The following is an 18034-nucleotide window of genomic DNA, read 5'->3' as shown; positions in this document are numbered from 1 at the left end:
GTGCGAAAAAGGCTATGCCTCGGAGTTACTGACGTGAAGCCGATACAGTTGCCTCAAGTATAGCAAAATGAAGGTCAAAAGGCCCAAAATCAAAGCCCCAAAAACCATTCCTTTTAATAGCCTTATTTCCGACCTTTTTAAGGGAAATCTGGGGGAATCAATGATCTGAATTAAAGGAGAATTATTGCGGTGATTGACTTTGGCAATTTCCAGGTTTTTTACAATCTCCGAATATACGGCCGTTGAAGCCTGCACGTCCACTTGTCGCTTTCTGGCTTCAACTGTTGCCGCCTGCAAGATGGGATTTGGGTTAGGCACCCGGTCCGTACTGCTGGCATAGGCCAGGATGCTTTCGTCCAATATAGACCTGACGCTGTCGGCTTGGGATTGTAAAATAGCTACATTTTCAGCTGTTTTTTTGGTCTTGGTTTCAAAGTAAAAGGAATTGACATTTTCCACCAGGTGCTCGTTGAAGATTTTTGCAAATGGCTCATCCTTTGCTGCCACATTAACTTGTATGATAGTAAGCTTCCTGTTGGGCTTCTCTACGGAAAGGTGCTTTTCCCGGATCAACTTACTGATTTCTTTGATCACGGAATCTTGCTTGACTGAAAAATCTTCCCTTGGAATAGAAAAGTCCATAGCGTTTAAATCCACCTTCCTTTTCCATTTTTTATCCAAATTATTGAAGCTTATGAAGCGGTCAACCAAAAGGCTAGCATCATCAAAAGGACTCAGTAGGGTTTTCCCGAGCATATTGTCAGAGCGGTAAAGTTCCATGATGTTATCGCCTTGAAACAAACCGCTCGAAGTACCGAGGGAACTTAAGTTAACCCCCACCAAGGATGCCAAGCCTGACATTTGGTTGAGACCCGACATGTCATTTTCTTCCAAAACAAAGGTGGTTTCCGCGTGAAAAACAGGCTTTTTTAGGAAAGAGGCCAAAGCACCAAAGGCGATTCCGATCAATCCCGCTAAAAGTAAAACTTTCCATTGGCCTATAAAGAAAAACAGCCAGTATTTGAGTCGCTCGATCACCTCTTTCAAAGTAATCTTGTCATCAACGATATGTTTTTGCTCTGCCATTATGGATTGTTATTGATTTGGGTGACAACAAGAACCAAGGTGGCCAAACCTGTCGCAAGTCCTACCAATTCACCTGGACGGATAGGGACCCTAGGGCCTTTGGTGGGTACAATTACTTCTGAACCCGGTCTTACTGATGGATAGGCCCTCATGCCCAAAAAGCTTTTGGTCCGGGCTACTTCTCCATTGGCATAGACAATATAAGTCCTTTTCCTATTGGCCCGGATATCAAATCCACCGGCTCGGTTGATGTAATATTTCATCCCTTTTTCTTTTTCAAACCGCACCGTTGCCGGATAAACCACATCGCCCCTTAGTCTTACAGTCTGTAATTGACGGGGAATGGAAATGATATCACCTTCTTCCAAAATCATGTCCAGGTCAGATCCCGGATTTTTTATGATGGCTTCCAGGTCAATGGCTACTGCCTCAGTTTGCCTGATTTTAACAGGCGCAATATCTGCTTTGCTTTCCGTAATGCCTGTAATAACTTCCCGCTTGGTAGCAGCTGCTTCCAATCCTTCCCCAATCACTTCAGGATCATTTCCTAAGTCCCTGAACAACCTTTCCAATAGGAGCTCCTGCGCTTCTGTATTATTAGGGTCCATCAAGAGTTTTTGCTGCAAATCCAAGAGGTTACGCTGTCTTCGCAATTGCTCGGACTCTGTTTCATAAAACTCAGTTCTTCTGATCAATGTCGCACCTTTTGGGTAGGCAAATGCCGTAAGACCTCCAGCCCTTTTGATGACATCAGAAATTCTTTCCTCTGCATTTTTGATGGGGAAAATGCCCGGGGAATTCACCTGGCCTTCTACTTTTATCAATTTGTCCAAGTTGAAGTTGGATTTTCTTCTGACTAACACCATGTCATATGGTACCAGGATAGCTGATTGGTTATCCGGGCTAAGGTTGGCATTGAGGCTTACCGGAATGATATCTGAAAAGTTTCCCTCAGCTGTGGTAGCCGATCTTCTGGCTATTTCTACATCCTGTATGTTGGCCGCTTCTCTCAGCCCTCCCGCCATAATGATCAGCTCTTCTACAGCCATGTTTTTGGAAAAGGGGTAGGTGCCCGGATTTCTCACCTCACCGTTGATCTGTACATAAAATTCTTCTTGAAGATCATATATGCTGGCAATTCTGACCACATCTTCCCGTTGTAAGGAGACATCAGAGGCAGTACCACTCATGATGGCCTTGAGGTTGACCGTCAAAACCTCTGTACTTAGGTCATCATAAGTCCTCAGTATGCTGGCCCTTTCCATGAAAGCATCCCCTCTCAGTCCCTCGGCATTATCGATCAACTGCCTTAGTCCCATACCCTCGCTTAGCGCATAGTTGCCTTCACGGAAAACAGCCCCTTTGACCTGGACCCTATTGGTAAATCTGTTCAATACACGTCCGACCTGGAACTCATCGCCTCCTTTGACTAAGAAGAGACCAAATTGATTGTTGAAAATATCAGAAACAGCCCGCTCTTTTCCAGTAATTCTGGTGACATTGATGCGGTCTTTAAATGCCTCATCGGTGAAACCTCCAGCATAACGCAATAGATCTTCAAAGGTATCACCCTCTTTGATTTCAAAGATTTTAGGACGTTTGACTTCTCCTTTGACCGTTGCACGGGCGATAAAAGGTTCCACCAAAATCAGGTCCTGGTCCTGCAGTTTAAGGTCTAGGTTGGCCTTCCCTTCAACCAAAAAATCATATACATCTACGGAGGCTACTGCTTTGCCATTACGGACCACTTTGATGTTACGCATGGATCCGTTTTCATTGGGCCCGCCTGCTGCATAAAGGGCGTTGAAAACAGTGCTGAAGGCACTTAAAGTGAAAGTTCCTGGTAGTCTGACTTCACCTACCAAGTGGACCTGAATAGCGCGAACATTACCTAAAGTCACCTGTACAAAAGTACTGGGGTTATTACCCCTAATCCCCGGATAGTAAGTGGCCAATCGGTTTTTAATGATTCCTGTAGCTTCTTCAATGGTTTTTCCAGAGACACTCACCGGCCCAATATTATCCAGGATTAAAAACCCATCGGGGTTGATATTGGCCTCATAATACTGCTCTGATTCTCCGTAAATATCCACATAGACCATATCCCCTGAGCCAAGTATATAGTTTTTTGGTGTGGCAATATTTAGATTGGGTTCAAAACTGAGCCTTCTGTTTTTATTATAGAAAAGATCGGCACCGAAAATATTGGAGGGTATTTCATCTATTCCTTCAAAATCCCCCTGTACTTTAAAAATACCTTGACTGATTTCATTGAAGTCCACCTGTTTTCTGGGCTCCCTTTTGGAAGCAGTTGTCCTCGTCCTTTGGCCGATAGTAGACATTTCCAGTTGCTCGATCCTTTTTTGCAACTTCTCGGCCTCTCTAACTGGTAAACCTCTTAATCTTGCCATTTGGATCAATTCAATTTCATTGATACCAGCTTCAGATGCCCTTCTGATTAATTCCCTGATTTGATCATCGGAAAGTTCATCCACCTTGATGGTAGCAATATCTGGTAGGGTTTGCCCTTGGGCATCCTGAGGCAATTGTAAAAAGAAAAGAAGGCCAAGCATTATTATGACTGCATATTGCAGCAAAGCAGGCATTGGTCTATGGGTTCTGGAAGGATGGTTTTTCATATAATTTTCACCGCCTTTTCTTCAACGATTCAAACGCCAGCAAAAAGGATTTTGGCATTTTTTCCACTTTAAACAGAATAAAATCAGCGTAAAGATAATTATTCCCAGCTGGAAAGAAATATTCCTCAAAGTAAATTGCAGTCAGGGCCTTTATTCGGAACAGTTTTTACAGATTTCAATCTGTTTACGGTCTTCGAGGAGCTGGGTTCTAAAAGCATTGTATTTTTCGTTTTGCCAAATTTTCTTGATGGGTTCATCTTTCACTTTGCCCATTACGTGGGTGCCATCTTTGTCAAAACAACAGGGAACCACACGGCCGTCCCAAGTGATGACGGCTCCCTGCCACATTCTCCAACATTTGTTTTCTATTTCTTTTTTAAGTTTCCACTTTCCCTTTCCATCAGGGATATAGCGGGAATAGCCCAAATCTTTAGGGATAAGATCAGAGCCATTTTCATAATCATAGATTTGGGTAGTTTTTAACTGAAGCTCATCAACTCCTATTGTTTTTGCCCATTGTTTCAATGCTGGGATTTGATGTTCATTTTTCCCGGTTACTAAAAATTGAAGGATTACTCTTGGGTAAAGCAATTGGCTTTCTTTTCTTTTTTGAAGCAATAGCTGCAATCCTTCCTGTACTTTAGAAAGCTTGCCTCCGACCCGGTAATCTTCATATACGTCTTGGGTGATCCCATCCATGGATACAATTAGCTGCTTTAAACCTGACTCAAGTGTTTGCTTTACATTTTTTTCATTGAGGTAATGAGCATTGGTGGAGGTAGAAGTATAGATGCCTGCTTCATTGGCTTTGGAGATGAGTTGGGTAAATTTAGGGTGCAGGTAGGGCTCTCCCTGAAAATATAAATGCAAATAGTTAAGGTAGTCTTTGGTCTGCTCGATTAACTGGTCAAAAAGCGTTTCCGAAAGCATGCCCGTAGGCCGGCTGAAACTTCTGAGTCCACTGGGACACTCTGGGCATCTGAGGTTACAGCTGGTAGTCGGTTCAATGGACAAAGTACTGGGATAGCCCCAGATGATAGGTTTTTTGACGGCCCTGCTGAGTAGAAAGGAAAAGTATAACAGAAAAAAGTTGTAAGCTTTCTTCATGTTTAGATGCTTAATGTAAGCTAAAACAGTTATCCATTTGTTTTTCACAGTTTGAATTAATCAATTTCAGGTTAAAAACAAAAGAGGCTTGACATTTTTGCCAAGCCTCTTAAATTGAATTTCAAATTTTTATTAAGGTAATAGAACAGAATCGATGACGTGGATCACACCATTGGTGGCATGAATGTTTAACATATCCGCAACCAATCCGGATTCATTGATTTGCAAGGCTGACAAATTAACAGTTAACGTAGCGTCTTCCAATAATGTCGGCAATTCAGCACCTTCTCTTAAATCTTGAGAAAATGCCCTTGCAGGAACTACGTGATAAAGAAGCACATTTGTCAAGGTCTCTAATGGAATTTCATCAACTCCTCCAACACCAAGAGCAGTGTATAGTTCCTCAAACGCTGCATCAGTTGGTGCAAAAACGGTAAAGTTATCCTCAAAACCTCCTGTAAAAGCACCGGCAAGCTCTGCCCTAACCAGCGCGGCCACCAATTGAGTGAATTCAGGTGTTTCTGCTTCTGTCGCAGCGATGGCAATTTCAGCAATATTTTGGGTAGGAGGAGTAATTACGTTATCTAATACATGAATGATTCCATTGGAAGCGTTGATATCTGTATCAATGATCCTTGTATTTCCATTGATCCAAAGGTTTCCATTTGGAGCCTCACTGATGAAAAACGGTAAATCTGCAACTGTATTTACACTACCAGGCCCTACAGCAGAAGAAGGAACTGAAGCACCGACCACGTGATAAGTAAGTATGGTTCCCAAATTCGGATTAGCTAATAATTGATCTGCTGTTAGATTATTTTCAGTTAAAAATGTTTCAAAAGCATCATTCGTTGGAGCGAAAACTGTAAAAGGCCCTGGACTTGAAAGGGTCTCAATTAATCCGGCTGTTTGTACAGCAGCAACTAAAGTAGAGAATTGAGGTGTCGCATCTGCAATTTCCACGATGTTCGGTGTGGGAATATCAGGTACACGACCCTCATCGTCCGAACAAGATGAGAATCCTAATGCCAGAAATGCTCCCATCAAGGGAATAGTTAAAAGGGAGTTGAAAATACTTTTCTTTTTCATAATAATTGTTGGTTTAGTGATAATAACACCTCATATTAACTTAATTAATCTGTTAAGGTTTCATGATTTTGGGGTTTTTATTCAAAAAATGTAATGAAAACAATTTAATCGGTGATTAAATGTTAAAATTCACAATTCAAATAATTGTATAGACATTGATAACGTTTTAAGTATATCATTTAATTTTAAGTCAGAGGCTTTAGGGTGTTTAATTTGAAAACCTTTAAAAAAGATTGGTTTAATTTGTATTTGCTTTACAACTGAATGGTAAACATTATGCAAAGATTTATCCACCTTCTTTCATTCTTTTGTTTTTTGATACTTTTGTTTTCTTCTTGTAAAAAGAAAGGTCAGGAATGTGTATTGGATGAAGAGGTATTAGGGATACAGCTTGATTTTCAGCTTGAAAGGTTGGAGAATTTGTTTTTTGAAGCTGAGACCAAGGAAGATTTCTCTAGCTTGCTTGATGCCTATCCACTTTTTGCCGAGAATTATCTTCAAGTTGGGACTTATCCATCAAGGGAGGAATTATTGGATGAACTCATGTGGGCCAATCAGGATACGCTATTAAATGAGTTGTACGAAGAAGTGAAGAATTATTTTTCAGATTTTAGTGCGTTGGAGTTGGATCTTAGGACTGCTTTCAAACACATTAAATATCATTATCCGGAGTTTCAGGTACCTAAAGTGTATACTTTTGTTACAGGTTTTGGATCAGATATTTATTTGGATCAAGATATTTTGGTAATTGGTTTGGATTATTATCTTCCCTTTGAACACCGTTTTCAACCTCCTGATTTACCACAATATATTACCAAACGTTATGAGCGGGAATACTTAGTGCCTATGGTGGTCAAAGCCATAAGCACACAGTTTAACCGTACGGATATGTCTCAAAATACTTTGTTGGCAGAAATGATTTATTATGGAAAATCCTATCATTTTACAAAAAGCATCCTGCCCTGTACAGCAGATGAGTTTATCATTGGGTATACACCTGAAGAAGTTGCTGCTTGTTTTGCAAATGAGGTAATGATTTGGTCTCATTTTGTGGAAAATGACCTTCTCTTTATCACCAATCCTTTTGAGATCAGGAAATATGTGGGCGAGGCACCTTTTACTGATGCCATCAGTCCTGATGCCCCGGGGAGAATAGGTAGGTGGTTGGGTTGGAATATTGTGGATGATTACCGCTTTAACAATAAATTCTCCCTTCAGGAAATGATGTTGGAGTCAGATACGGAAAAAATCTTCAGGCAGTCAGGATATAGACCTCGTCGGTAGTCCGACCACCAAATTTTTTAGGATATAGAACAAACAATAACCTGGAGACAGCAATTTCCTTTGTGAAGTATTCCTCGGATAAGCTTTTGGCGTTGTTTTGCATTTCATTCAATAAGTGAGGTTCACTGGCAAGCAATTTTAATTTTTCAATCCCGTCATTGGGATTTTTGGAATTATAATAATAACCGATTTGGAAATGCTTTACCAGGTCATGAACCCAGCCTTTATGATTAACAAAAATGGCTTTTCCGGTAGCGATCGCATCGAAAAATTTATTGGGGCTATTGGTTTTTAATACAGGTAAATGATCAAAGCTGATAAATGCAATGTCTGATTGATTCAATACCTCATTTACTGCTCTTTTGGATCCGAAAGGAATATGATGAAAATTTTCAAGATGTAGCTTTTTCGCCTTATTCAGTAAATCAGGAAGCTTGGAGCCTTTGCCCATCACTACAAACTGAAAGGGTAGATCCTGAGCTTTGGCTATTCTGGCCAAATCAAGAATTTCTTCTACTGCATTGACCTTTCCAATAGCACCGGAATAAGTGATGGTCAGGGTGTTTTTTAGTCCATATTTTTCAAGGAGGGGCTCAGATTTTTTTTCCTTTTTGAAAATCTCTGTATCTGCAAAGTTTGGAATGATATGCAGGTCAGCTTGAGGGCATTTTTTCCTGATGTTGTCTGCTATGCCAGGGGAGAGTGCCACTATTTTTAAGGCTTGTTGGTAAATCCTTTGTTCTAAGGCATAAAGTAACTTTTTGGCAAATGGGTTTCGGATGGCTCCTACTTGAATAGGCGCATCCGGCCAGAGGTCTCTTACTTCAAAAATATAGGGCAGGGCAAATTTTCTTTTGGCCCAAAGCCCAACCAAACCGGTAGTCAAGGGTGTGGAGGTAATGTAGAGATAATCTGGTCTTGGCAACTTTTTGATCCATTTTTTAGAAGCTAGCACAAACTTGTAAAAAGCCCAAATTCGCTTTATGAAGCCATAATTCTGATCATAAGCTACTGGTAAGTAATGTACCCTTATCCCATCAATGATTTTTAAATCGTAAAAGGGTTTGTTGTGCGTGCTGATCATTTCTACCCCTATTCCTTGTTCTACCAAGCCTTTGGCCAGGTGGTAAGAACGGGTGGCACCTCCTTGTTCAGGGGTCAAAAAATATTGATGGATGTAAATGATGTTCATGTTTTTTGATGCTCAATCCAGGAAGCCAAGAGAAAGAGGTTCCATACCTGAAGAAACTGTCTTCCTTTTGCTTTTTGAGGAGCAGCAGCTAATTTACGCATTTCATCTGGTAAATGGTCACCCCATTCTTTCGCCATATTAATAATGGTAGGGTAGGTCCAGTCCTGAAAAGCCCTGTTTGGCATCCACTCAGCCAAAGGGAGTCCAAAGCCTAATTTTTTTCTTTTTGAAATAAAACGAAGCCCCCGCTGATCCAGTGCGGTTTTGATCCATTTTTTTCCCAATTGTTCCCTGTGTTGGTCTTCCGTCATACTTTGGGAAATTGAAATCAATTGATTGTCCAGGAAGGGAGCCCTTCCTTCTACACCATGAGCCATACAGGCATTGTCATGGATTTTTAGAATGTCATTAACCAAATACCAGGTCCGGTCCCATTCCAAAGCACTCTTGAGTTCTCCCTCTTGCTGTGGATAATGGTTTATCAATTCATTAATCAGTTGGCCGGGAACTTTTTCCAAGGCAGCCATCTGGATAAAAGTTGATATAGGGTCTTCCATGATACTTTCCATGAATTTGAAGGCTGTTGCAGACATAAATTTATGGAGCCCCAATTTTTTGAGGGACAACCATATCCGTGGATGCCTGAGGTAAGAAGCAAAGGCAATGTGCCTATTATACCCCCCAAAAAGTTCGTCTGCTCCTGCTCCTGATATCAATACTTTGATGTCCTTAGAGGCCTCTTTGGCCAGCATCCAGGTCAAAAACCCTGCACTGTCACCTATGGGCTGATCTAGGCTTTGTATGTATGCCGTCCAATTGGCCTGAACTTTTTCTAAGGTTAACTCGACAGGACGGTACAGCAATGGATAATGTTTATTTAAGCTTTGGACAAAATTCGGATCGGCATATTTTTTCCGAAGGTTTTTGGGGTAAGTGATGGTATAAGCAGGTAGGGGTTCTCCTGTTTCCTCATACCATAGGGCATAGATCAAGCTTGAGTCAGCTCCACCTGAGAGCATGGTTCCCACTGGTCTTTCGGCATGGAAACTTTTCAAAACAGCATCTTTGAGGATTTCAACCAAAGCGTCTGCTTGGCGGCTTTCCTTTGAAACAGCTTTTGAAGACCAGGTACAGGTTTTTTCCTCATCCTTAACCAAATCTATGGTCCTGTAGGTTCCTATTGGAAATTGTCGGATCCCTTCAAAAAAACTGGCTGAGGGATGGGCGTGTCTCAGAAAGTAATAGTAAGAAAATTGTTGGCTGTCAATGCATGGCTTTGGGAGGAGTGCCTGCTGTATGGCTTTTGATTCCGATGAAAAATACCATTTTCCATTGATTTTGGAGTAATAAAGTGGTTTTTCTCCTGATGGGTCTCGGGCGATTAGCAGTGATTTTTTATTCAGATCCACAAATGCCAGGGCAAACATTCCCTCTAAGGCATGTATGCCTTGTGCTCCATGATGCCTTAGCCAGTAAATCAATACTTCCGAATCGGAATTGCTTTGAAACTGATATCCAAGCTCCAAAAGCTCATTTCTTAGATCCTGATAATTGTATAATGCGCCGTTCCAAACAAGTACGGCATCTTTCTCTTTAGTCCATAGCGGTTGATTAGCATTTTCACTTAGGTCCAGAATTTTTAGCCGGTTTCCTGACAAATATAAGTTTTCAGTTACCTGGCACCATGATGAATGATCAGGTCCCCTGTGCAGGGTGGCCTGCATCATAGATTGGATTTCTTTTTCCTGGTCAGTTCCTATGATTACATTGATTCCGCACATATTAGGTTTTGGAAAGCGCGCTATTATTTTCCAGGTTCAGGATTTGTACTTTATTTTTTTCAAAATACCTACAAAAATGTGTGATGGGGCATTCCAGGCACTTGGGTTTTCGCGCAAGGCAAGTGTACCTGCCGTGAAGAATAAGCCAATGATGGGCAATATGAATATGTTTTTTAGGGATGTGTTTGACCAGCTGCTTTTCTACTTCCAGTGGTGTTTTGGCATTCTGGGGAACAAGTCCCAATCTTTTGGAGACCCGAAATACATGGGTGTCCACAGCCATATTAGGTTGATTCCAAACCACGGAGGTAATGACATTGGCAGTTTTTCTGCCAACACCTGGTAATTTGACCAGTTCTTCTACTGTTGAGGGGATTTCACTGTTAAACTCCTCTACCAATTTCTTTCCCAGCCCTAGCAGGTGCTTGGTTTTGTTATTGGGGTAGGAAATGGACTTTATATACGGGAATAATTCTTCAAAGTTGGAGGCAGCCAGATGCGCCGGGGTAGGAAAATCCCTAAAAATGGCAGGAGTATGCATATTGACCCTTTTATCCGTGCATTGGGCGGATAGGACGACTGCTATGAGCAACTGAAAGGGGTTTTCATAGAAGAGTTCTGTTTCAGCCACGGGCATGTGGTTGGAAAAATAATCGATAAAAGCGGTGTACCTTTCTTTTTTAAGCATGATAATTGATGACTTATGGTTACAATTTTAAAGAATTAAAGTTTAACCTAGTACTTAATAACAAGTATTTGCATTAAACGTTTGTTTGGATATGCGCATCAATAGGCTGAATGATTTGTACTCAAGTAAAAAATTTAACTTTTGGAGTGGTCTGGTTTTAATAGGGGTATTTCTGTTATCTTCTTGTCATGATGAAAAAGTTACTGAACCCATAGCGGACCCCAGTAAACCATTGGAATTACTAGATGTCTCCTATGGAAGCTTTGACCGTCAAAAAATGGATGTGTTCCTTCCAGCCAATCGGAGCACTCAAAATACAAGGGTGTTGATCTGGATTCACGGCGGGGCTTGGGTAGATGGGGACAAATCAGAGTTCAGTGGTTTCAAGCCATGGTTTGAAGCTGTTCAAAGTGATTATGCCTACATTTCTTTGAATTACCGCCTTTTTGATCTTGTCACTGGTACCAATAGGTTTCCCAATCAGGAAGAAGATATTCAAAAAGCCCTGCACTTTATTCAATCCAAGTTGAAGGAGTGGAATGTTTCAGAGCAGGTGATTTTGGCCGGTGGGAGTGCTGGCGGTCATTTGAGTTTGTTGCACAGTTATAAAAATAACAATGCCGGGATGGTAAAGTTGGCTGTAGCTATTTTTCCACCTACGGATCTTTTGACTTTGGGCAACGGCAACAATTTAATTGAATTTCTATTATCAAGATTGGTCGGTGATCCTCAGCGGGACAGAGAACGTTATTTGGCTTCTTCCCCGATCAATTTTATAGATGCGGGATCAGTTCCGACTGCCTTTTTTCATGGGGACCAAGACGACATTGTACCTATTGCGCAAAGCTTTAAGTTGGAGGAAAAATTGAGGGAAAATGCAGTGCCCAAGTTTTTTGAGTATTATCCCGGTCAAGGTCATGGTTTTACAGAGCGTATTTACAAGGAAATGATTCAAAAAATAGAAGATTTTATCAATCAACATTTATAAAAAAACCTGAAAGTACTGCTTTCAGGTTTACCGTTGTTCTAAAACGATTTGATTTTTTCGAGTCCCGTAGAATTGGCTTTTTTCATTATGCCCTTTACTACTTTATCAGAAGGCTGGAGTATGAGTTGGTCCAATTGGTCGATTGTGCTCAGCAGTTCTAAATATTCTTGCATTAAAGCAACATCTTCATGCAAGGCCTGCACTAATCGTTCATGCTCTCCCTCATTCATTTCCTGATAGACGTATCTTATCAGGTCATTTTGGGTAAAAGGTTTTGTCATAGGCAAAATTTAATTGTTTCATTTTTTTTCTCATATTGATCAACGCATAACGCATTCTTCCCAAAGCTGTATTGATACTCACGCCGGTTTGCTCTGCTATTTCCTGAAAACTCAGGTCCATATAGTGTCGCATGATCAAAACCTGCTTCTGCGTTTCCGGCAATTCATCGATCAATTTCCGGATAAGTTCCAAGGTATCTTCCTTGATTTTCTGATCTTCTACGGTTTGATCTGCAAACCTGAGCGTATTAAACAGGTTGGCACCGTCCTCCATTACAATGGTGGGATACCGTTTGGCTTTCCTGAAATAATCAATAGCTAGATTATGCGCAATGCGCATTAACCATGGCTGGAATTTACCCTCTTCGTTATAACCATCGGCATTAAGCTTGTGGATTACCTTGACAAAAACATCCTGCAATAAATCCTCTGCAACACCTTGATCTTTTACGATCAGATAGATGGTGGTATAAACCTTTGATTTATACCGGTCTACCAAAGTTTCAAATGCGGCTTCATTTCCGCTTCTGTACTGTGAAATCAGTTCAGCGTCTCTAGGACCTAACTTTTTACTCATACTAATAGACTGTTAAATAACGTAGAGGTTTATGCCATAGTATATGATTTGGGGTGAAACAATATAATTTCGCTGAATTCAAATGTATTCATTCCCAAAGAGACATGCAATAATCAATTTGATTTTTTTATAAAAATTATGGAAATAAATAAATAAAATGAAATTAGATTGGACTAAAGCCTTTAAAAATAAAATAATATTTTGTTCCAACCGTCTTTTTAAGGAGGTTGTAAAACAAAAATTAGACTGGGAAACTAACGAAAAATAAAGCATTTATTGTGCCACAAGTTGTGGAAAGTCAATTTTTATTTTGGTATTTTTTTAAGGGTAATGGTGTAAGGCATTTTCTTAGCAATTCCTTACCTTCGTTTTTAAAGTTAAAATTACGCTATGGAAATAAGTGGAAAAATAATTCAGGTAATGCCTGAAATCAATGGCACAGGTAAAAACGGACAGTGGAGAAAGCAGGAATACATACTAGAAACAGCGGGCAATTATCCCAAAAAGGTGTGTATGGTAGTTTGGGGAGACAACATTGACCAATTTGGCGTCAAGCAAGGGGATCAGGTCAATGCTTCCATAGATATTGAAAGTAGGGAGTACAATGGCCGATGGTATACAGATGTAAAAGTTTGGAAAATGGAAAAGGCAGGTGGTGCCGGTAGTTCACAGGCCCAGGCTTCAGGCCAGATGCCTGATGTTACCAGTTTTTCTGACGATAGCGCTGACGATATTTTACCATTTTAATTTAAACCCGAAATATGCATTATGAATTCTACGCCACGGCGCACAGGTTATTACGAGCTTATCCGCCGCGGCGGACATAATCAATCGCCTCACTGTATTTAGCTCATTCACCATCCCGTGCGTACGGGATGGTGAATGAGCTAAATGCTTGATTTGTGTTTTTAACTCTTCCCGATAGTCGGGACAAGCTACTACGAAAACTAATGCATAATCCGGGTTAAAAAGTTGAGGATGTCTCATAAGTAAATGCCTCAAAAAATTGCCCAAATTTTATTTGGTGTTTATTTGGTGAAACTTTGTGTCTTATAGCCTTGGCAGCATTTTTAGCCACAAAGCCACTTAGTCACAAAGGGATTGATTCTGAAACGGAATTTTGTTAAGGCAATAAATCTGAAGATCTATTTATAAGACAGCCTCTTTTTTATGGGGTGTTGCTTCCAAACTGTCTTTCACCGAATGCAAAACCCAAATAAGCACCAGCGATCATGAGTACAAGGGTTATGCCTCCCAATAAGAGCAATACGCCCAAAGGCATTTCCCAGTCTTCTGACCCCAACTTGAACTTGATGATTCTTTTAAGATCCATTACATTTTTTAGTTTAAAACGACAAAAGCGGGCCTTTGGGGCCCGCCAACCAATCAATCTAGTAAACTTTCTACAAATGTCTAAATCCCTAACGTGAGCCTCCAGCCTTTTGTTTCAATTTCTTGAGCAGAATTTTCAACTTTTTCTTTGAGGTTTATTTTATACTGATCCAGCTTCTTTGCTATTTCAGGATCAAATGCACCGATCATAGAAGCTGCTAGAATTCCTGCATTTTTTGCCCCATTTAAAGCCACTGTGGCCACTGGAATACCTCCCGGCATTTGTAGGATGGATAATATACTGTCCCATCCATCAATCGAATTGGAGGATTTGATGGGTACACCAATTACCGGCAAAGAGGTCATAGAGGCCACCATTCCTGGTAAATGGGCAGCACCACCGGCTCCTGCTATGATGACTTTTAGACCTCGTTCTCTGGCTTCATTGGCATACGACACCATTCTTTCCGGAGTTCTATGGGCCGAAACAACAGTAAGTTCATAGGGTACACCCAGTTCTTCCAAAACTAATGCTGCTTCTGACATGATAGGCAGGTCAGATTGGCTGCCCATGATGATTCCTACTTGTGTGCTCATGGTATTCAGGCTTTAACTTTAATGATATTTTTGATTTTAACAGCCCTGCTTTTGAGGCTATCCATATTTTCATCCAAAATGGTCACATGTCCCATTTTTCTAAATGGTTTGGTTATTTTTTTACCGTATAAATGGATATAGACTCCTTTTTCTTTCATAGCCTCATCCATGCCTTCTACAAATGCCTCCCCTTGAAAGCCATCTTCTCCCAATAAATTGACCATAGCTGCAGGGCTTCTTAATGAGGTATCTCCAAGGGGCATATTCATGACTGCGCGGAGATGTTGTTCAAATTGGGAGGTAAAATTAGCTTCTATGCTGTGGTGGCCGGAATTGTGGGGCCGGGGAGCAATTTCATTGACCAAAATTTCCCCTGATTTGGTAACAAACATTTCTACGGCAAGGATACCGATAAGACCAAGTTCCTGGATTACTTTTTTAGCAATTTCCTGGGCTTTGGTTTCAATGGCTTCAGGAATCTCCGCCGGAGCAAACAAGAATTCCACCAAGTTGGCTGTAGGATGGAAGGCACATTCTACAGAGGGATAGCTTATGATTTCACCTTTTGGGTTTTTAGCCACAATGACTGCAATTTCCCTGTCGAAATCAATCAATTTTTCCAATAACCCTGGTTTGTCAAATGCTTTGTCGAGGTCATCTTTGGTTTTTAAGATTTGTACGCCCCTGCCGTCATAGCCCTCCTTTCCCAATTTGTTCACCGCAGGAAGAAATGCAGCCTGGTGTTTGACTTCTTCTTTATTTTCGGTCAGTATAAAGTCTGCCGTCGGAATCCCCTTCTCTTTATAAAAGGTCTTTTGAAGCCTTTTATCCTGAATTAACCGGATCAATTGGGGTTGGGGAAAAACTTCTTTGCCCTCCTCTACCAGTTTTTCAAGGGCCTCGGTATTGACATTTTCAATTTCTATGGTAATGATGTCACAATCTTTGCCGAATGCATAGACTGTTTCAAAATCGGTAAGACTTCCTCGTGTGAATTTTTGGCAAATCGATTTGCAGGGAGCCTCTGGGTCGGGATCTAAAATGTGAATGTCAATATTATAACTGATGGCAGATTGGATGACCATGCGGCCAAGTTGACCACCTCCCAAAATGCCTAAAGTTTTTTGCTGGTAATTTTTTTGCACTGCCTAAAGCGTTGTTTGTTCAAAAATAAGAGAAAAATGCAGCATGCAGAAACTTTGGGTAAATAATGAAAAAAACCCTTGTAAAAGGGTTCTTAAATATATCAGGATAAGATGCTACACGGATCTCCCGCCGATCAGTCTGAGTAATACAGATACGACAGCCAATACCAATAAAATATGGATCAGTCCACCCACACTATAAACAAAGAATCCGAAAATCCAGCCCACAATTAAGATCAAGGCTATCAAATACAATAAAGAGCTCATGGTAGTTTGGTTTTAGTTAAATAATTGGTTTACAATCAATTTAGCGCAATGATTGTGCCAAACGCCAATATTTATTAAAACCTTACACCCATCAATTCCATAAGTTTATGGGCATTAAAACTTGGGCAGGGACCGGTTTTTAGTTTATAATCAAATAGGATTTCATCATCTGAAATTTCGCTGTGAAAACTGTAATTGACGAGGTAAGCCAAGTCTTTTTCTAAGTCGCTGAGTTCAATGTCATGGGTAGATATAATGCCTTTGGCTTTTGAAGCCGCAAGCTGTTTTATCAAGGCTTCACTGCCAAGAATTCGGTCCTTTGTGTTGGTTCCTTTAAGGATTTCATCCATAAGGAAAAAAACGGACTCTCCTTTTTCTGCTGCCTGAAGAACCTGTCGGATTCTAAATAGTTCAGCATAAAAAGAGCTGACGCTTTCTCCAAGGTTATCCGTATTGCGCATTGAGGTATATAGAGAATAATTTCCTACAGTCATGGATTCAGCCATGGGCCTCAGGCCAAGATTAGCCATTACCAAGTTGATGCCAAGCGTACGCATAAAAGTGGTTTTCCCTGACATGTTTGCCCCTGTCAGCAATACTGTTTTTTTGTAATGCTGCAGGACAAAATCATTGCCAATGGCCTGATTGGCTTTGAGTAAGGGGTGTCTGATGTTGCTACATTCAAATTGATCAGCATTTGTCCATTCCAACCTTCCCTGCAGGGTTTCGCTGTTGGAAAAGGCAGCAAGTGAAATCAAAACCTGCCATTGTTCGAAGATTTTTTCGATTTTAGAAAGGTCTGTTCCATGGTTCTTTTTCCAACCCTTGAGCTGCCACAAGAGGAAAAAGTCCAGCCAAAACAAAAAGTTTAGGATGACATAAACCAAGTTAAGCCTGTTTTGAATCAAAAAAGAAATCTGTTCTAATGAATTAATGGCCTTGGAAAACTGCCCATCAGCAAACTGGAGGTGTATTTCTTGCAACTTTGGATCAGTAAAAGTTTCTTTTTCCAAAAATTCTGACCAGATCCGGAAAGTCTTTATATCTCCTGCGCTTGGCCAAATCTTTGTGGCTATATTTAAATTTTTATACACAAGAGATAATAGGCCTGTCCCAAACAATACCCACAAGCCCAACCAGGCAGCAGGCCAATCCGCTAATAAAACCCCAGACATTAATGTGATGCCACCAATTGGTCCTATAAGCATCAAGGCCAAATAGAAAGGGTGCCAATTTTCCGGTTCTTTTAACCATTGGTAAAATCCCCTTTTATCTTTTTCCTCTTTGAAAAAGGCCCTGCCTGCCGCTTGGAAATGTTGAAGTAATTCAGGACTTTTTCTTAATTCCTCAATGGCTTTAAACTGTTTTTTAGCAAGATTTGGCGCTATTTGTGCCTTCATGCTCTGGGCAAGAAGAGCCCTACCTCCAACCGATACTGTTCGGTTGAGAAGCTGGAATAATGAGTGCTGCCCAAAGAGGTCCAAGTCATTGCAGAAGGGGTGGCTTTTTTCCAAAAACTCAATACCAGGGTCAAAATCGTGAAGGACGCGGCTTTTACGTTGCGCTTCCTCTGATTCTATCAATTGAAGTTCCAAAATGAATGCCTTTAAGTCTTTGTAATGATTGAACCGATTGATCAAAGCCGCAAATAGCAAAGTCAAGAACGGCAAGGGAATTAAGAAAAGAGGATTATCACTTAAGCCTATAATCAGCAAAGCCAGCATGGTAAAAAAGAGCAATAGTCTGGAAATCGCAAGAAGGGCCGACTTTTTCCCGATGGATTGTAAAGTTTTTGGCAGAGGATATAAGATTTGAGGCAGTTTCATGTTTTAAATATATATAAGTTAGACATCCTGGGAAGAATTATTTATGCAATAATGTTGCATTTAAGTTAGAAATATGTTTACCTTTGAACTATCTCATTCATATCGTGTTCTCTTCAATTGAATGATGGTGGTTGATAATAGACTTTGGCATTTGA

General features: G+C 40.7%; 17 protein-coding genes. 3 read left to right on the top strand and 14 right to left on the bottom strand.

Translation table 11 applies throughout. The features are described from left to right. Positions 1 to 12: 12 nt before the first annotated feature. The 4 genes from B879_RS02630 to B879_RS02615 all read right to left on the bottom strand — a co-directional run bounded on the left by B879_RS02630 (position 13) and on the right by B879_RS02615 (position 5921). Positions 13 to 1086 (bottom strand): GumC domain-containing protein, encoded by a 1074-nt coding sequence (locus tag B879_RS02630; RefSeq protein WP_009183593.1) that lies wholly within the window; start codon positions 1084 to 1086, stop codon positions 13 to 15. Beyond that, complete coding sequence (locus B879_RS02625) at positions 1086 to 3725, bottom strand: SLBB domain-containing protein (RefSeq protein ID WP_009183592.1); 2640 nt, start codon at positions 3723 to 3725, stop codon at positions 1086 to 1088. Before B879_RS02625 ends, B879_RS02630 begins: the two co-directional genes overlap by 1 nt. A gap of 150 nt (positions 3726 to 3875) precedes the next feature. Further along, positions 3876 to 4832, bottom strand: a complete 957-nt coding sequence (locus tag B879_RS02620; RefSeq protein WP_009183591.1) for a radical SAM/SPASM domain-containing protein — start codon at positions 4830 to 4832, stop codon at positions 3876 to 3878. Between the two features lie 132 nt (positions 4833 to 4964). Continuing rightward, entirely contained in the window at positions 4965 to 5921 is a 957-nt protein-coding gene (locus B879_RS02615; RefSeq protein WP_009183590.1) for a fasciclin domain-containing protein, read from the bottom strand. A 276-nt stretch (positions 5922 to 6197) separates the two neighbouring features. Here B879_RS02615 and gldB point away from each other — a divergent pair, with 276 nt between their 5' ends. After that, positions 6198 to 7205 carry a gliding motility lipoprotein GldB gene (gene gldB, locus B879_RS02610; RefSeq protein ID WP_009183589.1) on the top strand — a complete coding sequence of 336 codons (1008 nt, stop codon included), beginning with the start codon at positions 6198 to 6200 and terminating at the stop codon, positions 7203 to 7205. Here gldB and B879_RS02605 read toward each other — a convergent pair. The 3 genes from B879_RS02605 to nth are packed head-to-tail and all read right to left on the bottom strand — an operon-like array spanning position 7174 to position 10866. Next, positions 7174 to 8397: a glycosyltransferase family 4 protein gene (locus B879_RS02605; RefSeq protein ID WP_009183588.1), complete on the bottom strand. Its 1224-nt coding sequence runs from the start codon at positions 8395 to 8397 to the stop codon at positions 7174 to 7176. The two genes, gldB and B879_RS02605, sit on opposite strands and share 32 nt — an antisense overlap. Continuing rightward, positions 8394 to 10178 (bottom strand): asparagine synthase (glutamine-hydrolyzing), encoded by a 1785-nt coding sequence (gene asnB / locus B879_RS02600; RefSeq protein WP_009183587.1) that lies wholly within the window; start codon positions 10176 to 10178, stop codon positions 8394 to 8396. Before asnB ends, B879_RS02605 begins: the two co-directional genes overlap by 4 nt. Position 10179: 1 nt before the next feature. Then, complete coding sequence (gene nth / locus B879_RS02595; RefSeq protein ID WP_009183586.1) at positions 10180 to 10866, bottom strand: endonuclease III; 687 nt, start codon at positions 10864 to 10866, stop codon at positions 10180 to 10182. Positions 10867 to 10957: 91 nt separating this feature from the next. Here nth and B879_RS02590 point away from each other — a divergent pair, with 91 nt between their 5' ends. Then, complete coding sequence (locus B879_RS02590) at positions 10958 to 11854, top strand: alpha/beta hydrolase (RefSeq protein WP_009183585.1); 897 nt, start codon at positions 10958 to 10960, stop codon at positions 11852 to 11854. Between the two features lie 38 nt (positions 11855 to 11892). Here B879_RS02590 and B879_RS02585 read toward each other — a convergent pair whose 3' ends face one another. Further along, complete coding sequence (locus B879_RS02585; protein ID WP_009183584.1) at positions 11893 to 12135, bottom strand: hypothetical protein; 243 nt, start codon at positions 12133 to 12135, stop codon at positions 11893 to 11895. Further along, positions 12110 to 12712: an RNA polymerase sigma factor gene (locus tag B879_RS02580; protein ID WP_009183583.1), complete on the bottom strand. Its 603-nt coding sequence runs from the start codon at positions 12710 to 12712 to the stop codon at positions 12110 to 12112. Before B879_RS02580 ends, B879_RS02585 begins: the two co-directional genes overlap by 26 nt. Before the next feature lie 390 nt (positions 12713 to 13102). Here B879_RS02580 and B879_RS02570 point away from each other — a divergent pair, with 390 nt between their 5' ends. Further along, positions 13103 to 13459, top strand: coding sequence for a DUF3127 domain-containing protein (locus B879_RS02570; RefSeq protein ID WP_009183581.1), 357 nt, complete (start codon positions 13103 to 13105; stop codon positions 13457 to 13459). A gap of 421 nt (positions 13460 to 13880) precedes the next feature. On the opposite strand, the gene B879_RS22870 is transcribed toward B879_RS02570, so the two are convergent. The 5 genes from B879_RS22870 to B879_RS02550 form a co-directional block, all read right to left on the bottom strand. Continuing rightward, entirely contained in the window at positions 13881 to 14045 is a 165-nt protein-coding gene (locus B879_RS22870; protein WP_009183579.1) for a hypothetical protein, read from the bottom strand. 80 nt (positions 14046 to 14125) lie between these two features. Then, positions 14126 to 14641 carry a 5-(carboxyamino)imidazole ribonucleotide mutase gene (gene purE, locus B879_RS02560; RefSeq protein ID WP_009183578.1) on the bottom strand — a complete coding sequence of 172 codons (516 nt, stop codon included), beginning with the start codon at positions 14639 to 14641 and terminating at the stop codon, positions 14126 to 14128. Between the two features lie 5 nt (positions 14642 to 14646). Further along, positions 14647 to 15786 carry a 5-(carboxyamino)imidazole ribonucleotide synthase gene (locus tag B879_RS02555; RefSeq protein WP_009183577.1) on the bottom strand — a complete coding sequence of 380 codons (1140 nt, stop codon included), beginning with the start codon at positions 15784 to 15786 and terminating at the stop codon, positions 14647 to 14649. A gap of 114 nt (positions 15787 to 15900) precedes the next feature. Beyond that, entirely contained in the window at positions 15901 to 16053 is a 153-nt protein-coding gene (locus tag B879_RS22555; RefSeq protein WP_009183576.1) for a lmo0937 family membrane protein, read from the bottom strand. A 74-nt stretch (positions 16054 to 16127) separates the two neighbouring features. Beyond that, positions 16128 to 17879, bottom strand: a complete 1752-nt coding sequence (locus tag B879_RS02550) for a MutS-related protein (protein WP_009183575.1) — start codon at positions 17877 to 17879, stop codon at positions 16128 to 16130. Positions 17880 to 18034: the final 155 nt, after the last annotated feature.

The organism is Cecembia lonarensis LW9 (genome assembly GCF_000298295.1).
Taxonomy (GTDB): domain Bacteria; phylum Bacteroidota; class Bacteroidia; order Cytophagales; family Cyclobacteriaceae; genus Cecembia; species Cecembia lonarensis.
The sequence above is the reverse complement of the archived record's forward strand: the minus strand, read 5'-3'. Positions and strand labels throughout refer to the sequence as shown.

What these genes read in the sequence shown, in the direction of transcription:
- B879_RS02550 (WP_009183575.1), bottom strand. Translation starts at nt 17,879, where the DNA reads ATGAAACTGCCTCAAATCTTATATCCTCTGCCAAAAACTTTACAATCC.
- B879_RS02605 (WP_009183588.1), bottom strand. Translation starts at nt 8,397, where the DNA reads ATGAACATCATTTACATCCATCAATATTTTTTGACCCCTGAACAAGGA.
- B879_RS02630 (WP_009183593.1), bottom strand. Translation starts at nt 1,086, where the DNA reads ATGGCAGAGCAAAAACATATCGTTGATGACAAGATTACTTTGAAAGAG.
- B879_RS02620 (WP_009183591.1), bottom strand. Translation starts at nt 4,832, where the DNA reads ATGAAGAAAGCTTACAACTTTTTTCTGTTATACTTTTCCTTTCTACTC.
- B879_RS02580 (WP_009183583.1), bottom strand. Translation starts at nt 12,712, where the DNA reads ATGAGTAAAAAGTTAGGTCCTAGAGACGCTGAACTGATTTCACAGTAC.
- B879_RS22555 (WP_009183576.1), bottom strand. Translation starts at nt 16,053, where the DNA reads ATGAGCTCTTTATTGTATTTGATAGCCTTGATCTTAATTGTGGGCTGG.
- B879_RS02625 (WP_009183592.1), bottom strand. Translation starts at nt 3,725, where the DNA reads ATGAAAAACCATCCTTCCAGAACCCATAGACCAATGCCTGCTTTGCTG.
- gldB (WP_009183589.1), top strand. Translation starts at nt 6,198, where the DNA reads ATGCAAAGATTTATCCACCTTCTTTCATTCTTTTGTTTTTTGATACTT.
- B879_RS02590 (WP_009183585.1), top strand. Translation starts at nt 10,958, where the DNA reads ATGCGCATCAATAGGCTGAATGATTTGTACTCAAGTAAAAAATTTAAC.
- purE (WP_009183578.1), bottom strand. Translation starts at nt 14,641, where the DNA reads ATGAGCACACAAGTAGGAATCATCATGGGCAGCCAATCTGACCTGCCT.
- nth (WP_009183586.1), bottom strand. Translation starts at nt 10,866, where the DNA reads ATGCTTAAAAAAGAAAGGTACACCGCTTTTATCGATTATTTTTCCAAC.
- B879_RS02585 (WP_009183584.1), bottom strand. Translation starts at nt 12,135, where the DNA reads ATGACAAAACCTTTTACCCAAAATGACCTGATAAGATACGTCTATCAG.
- asnB (WP_009183587.1), bottom strand. Translation starts at nt 10,178, where the DNA reads ATGTGCGGAATCAATGTAATCATAGGAACTGACCAGGAAAAAGAAATC.
- B879_RS02615 (WP_009183590.1), bottom strand. Translation starts at nt 5,921, where the DNA reads ATGAAAAAGAAAAGTATTTTCAACTCCCTTTTAACTATTCCCTTGATG.
- B879_RS02570 (WP_009183581.1), top strand. Translation starts at nt 13,103, where the DNA reads ATGGAAATAAGTGGAAAAATAATTCAGGTAATGCCTGAAATCAATGGC.
- B879_RS22870 (WP_009183579.1), bottom strand. Translation starts at nt 14,045, where the DNA reads ATGGATCTTAAAAGAATCATCAAGTTCAAGTTGGGGTCAGAAGACTGG.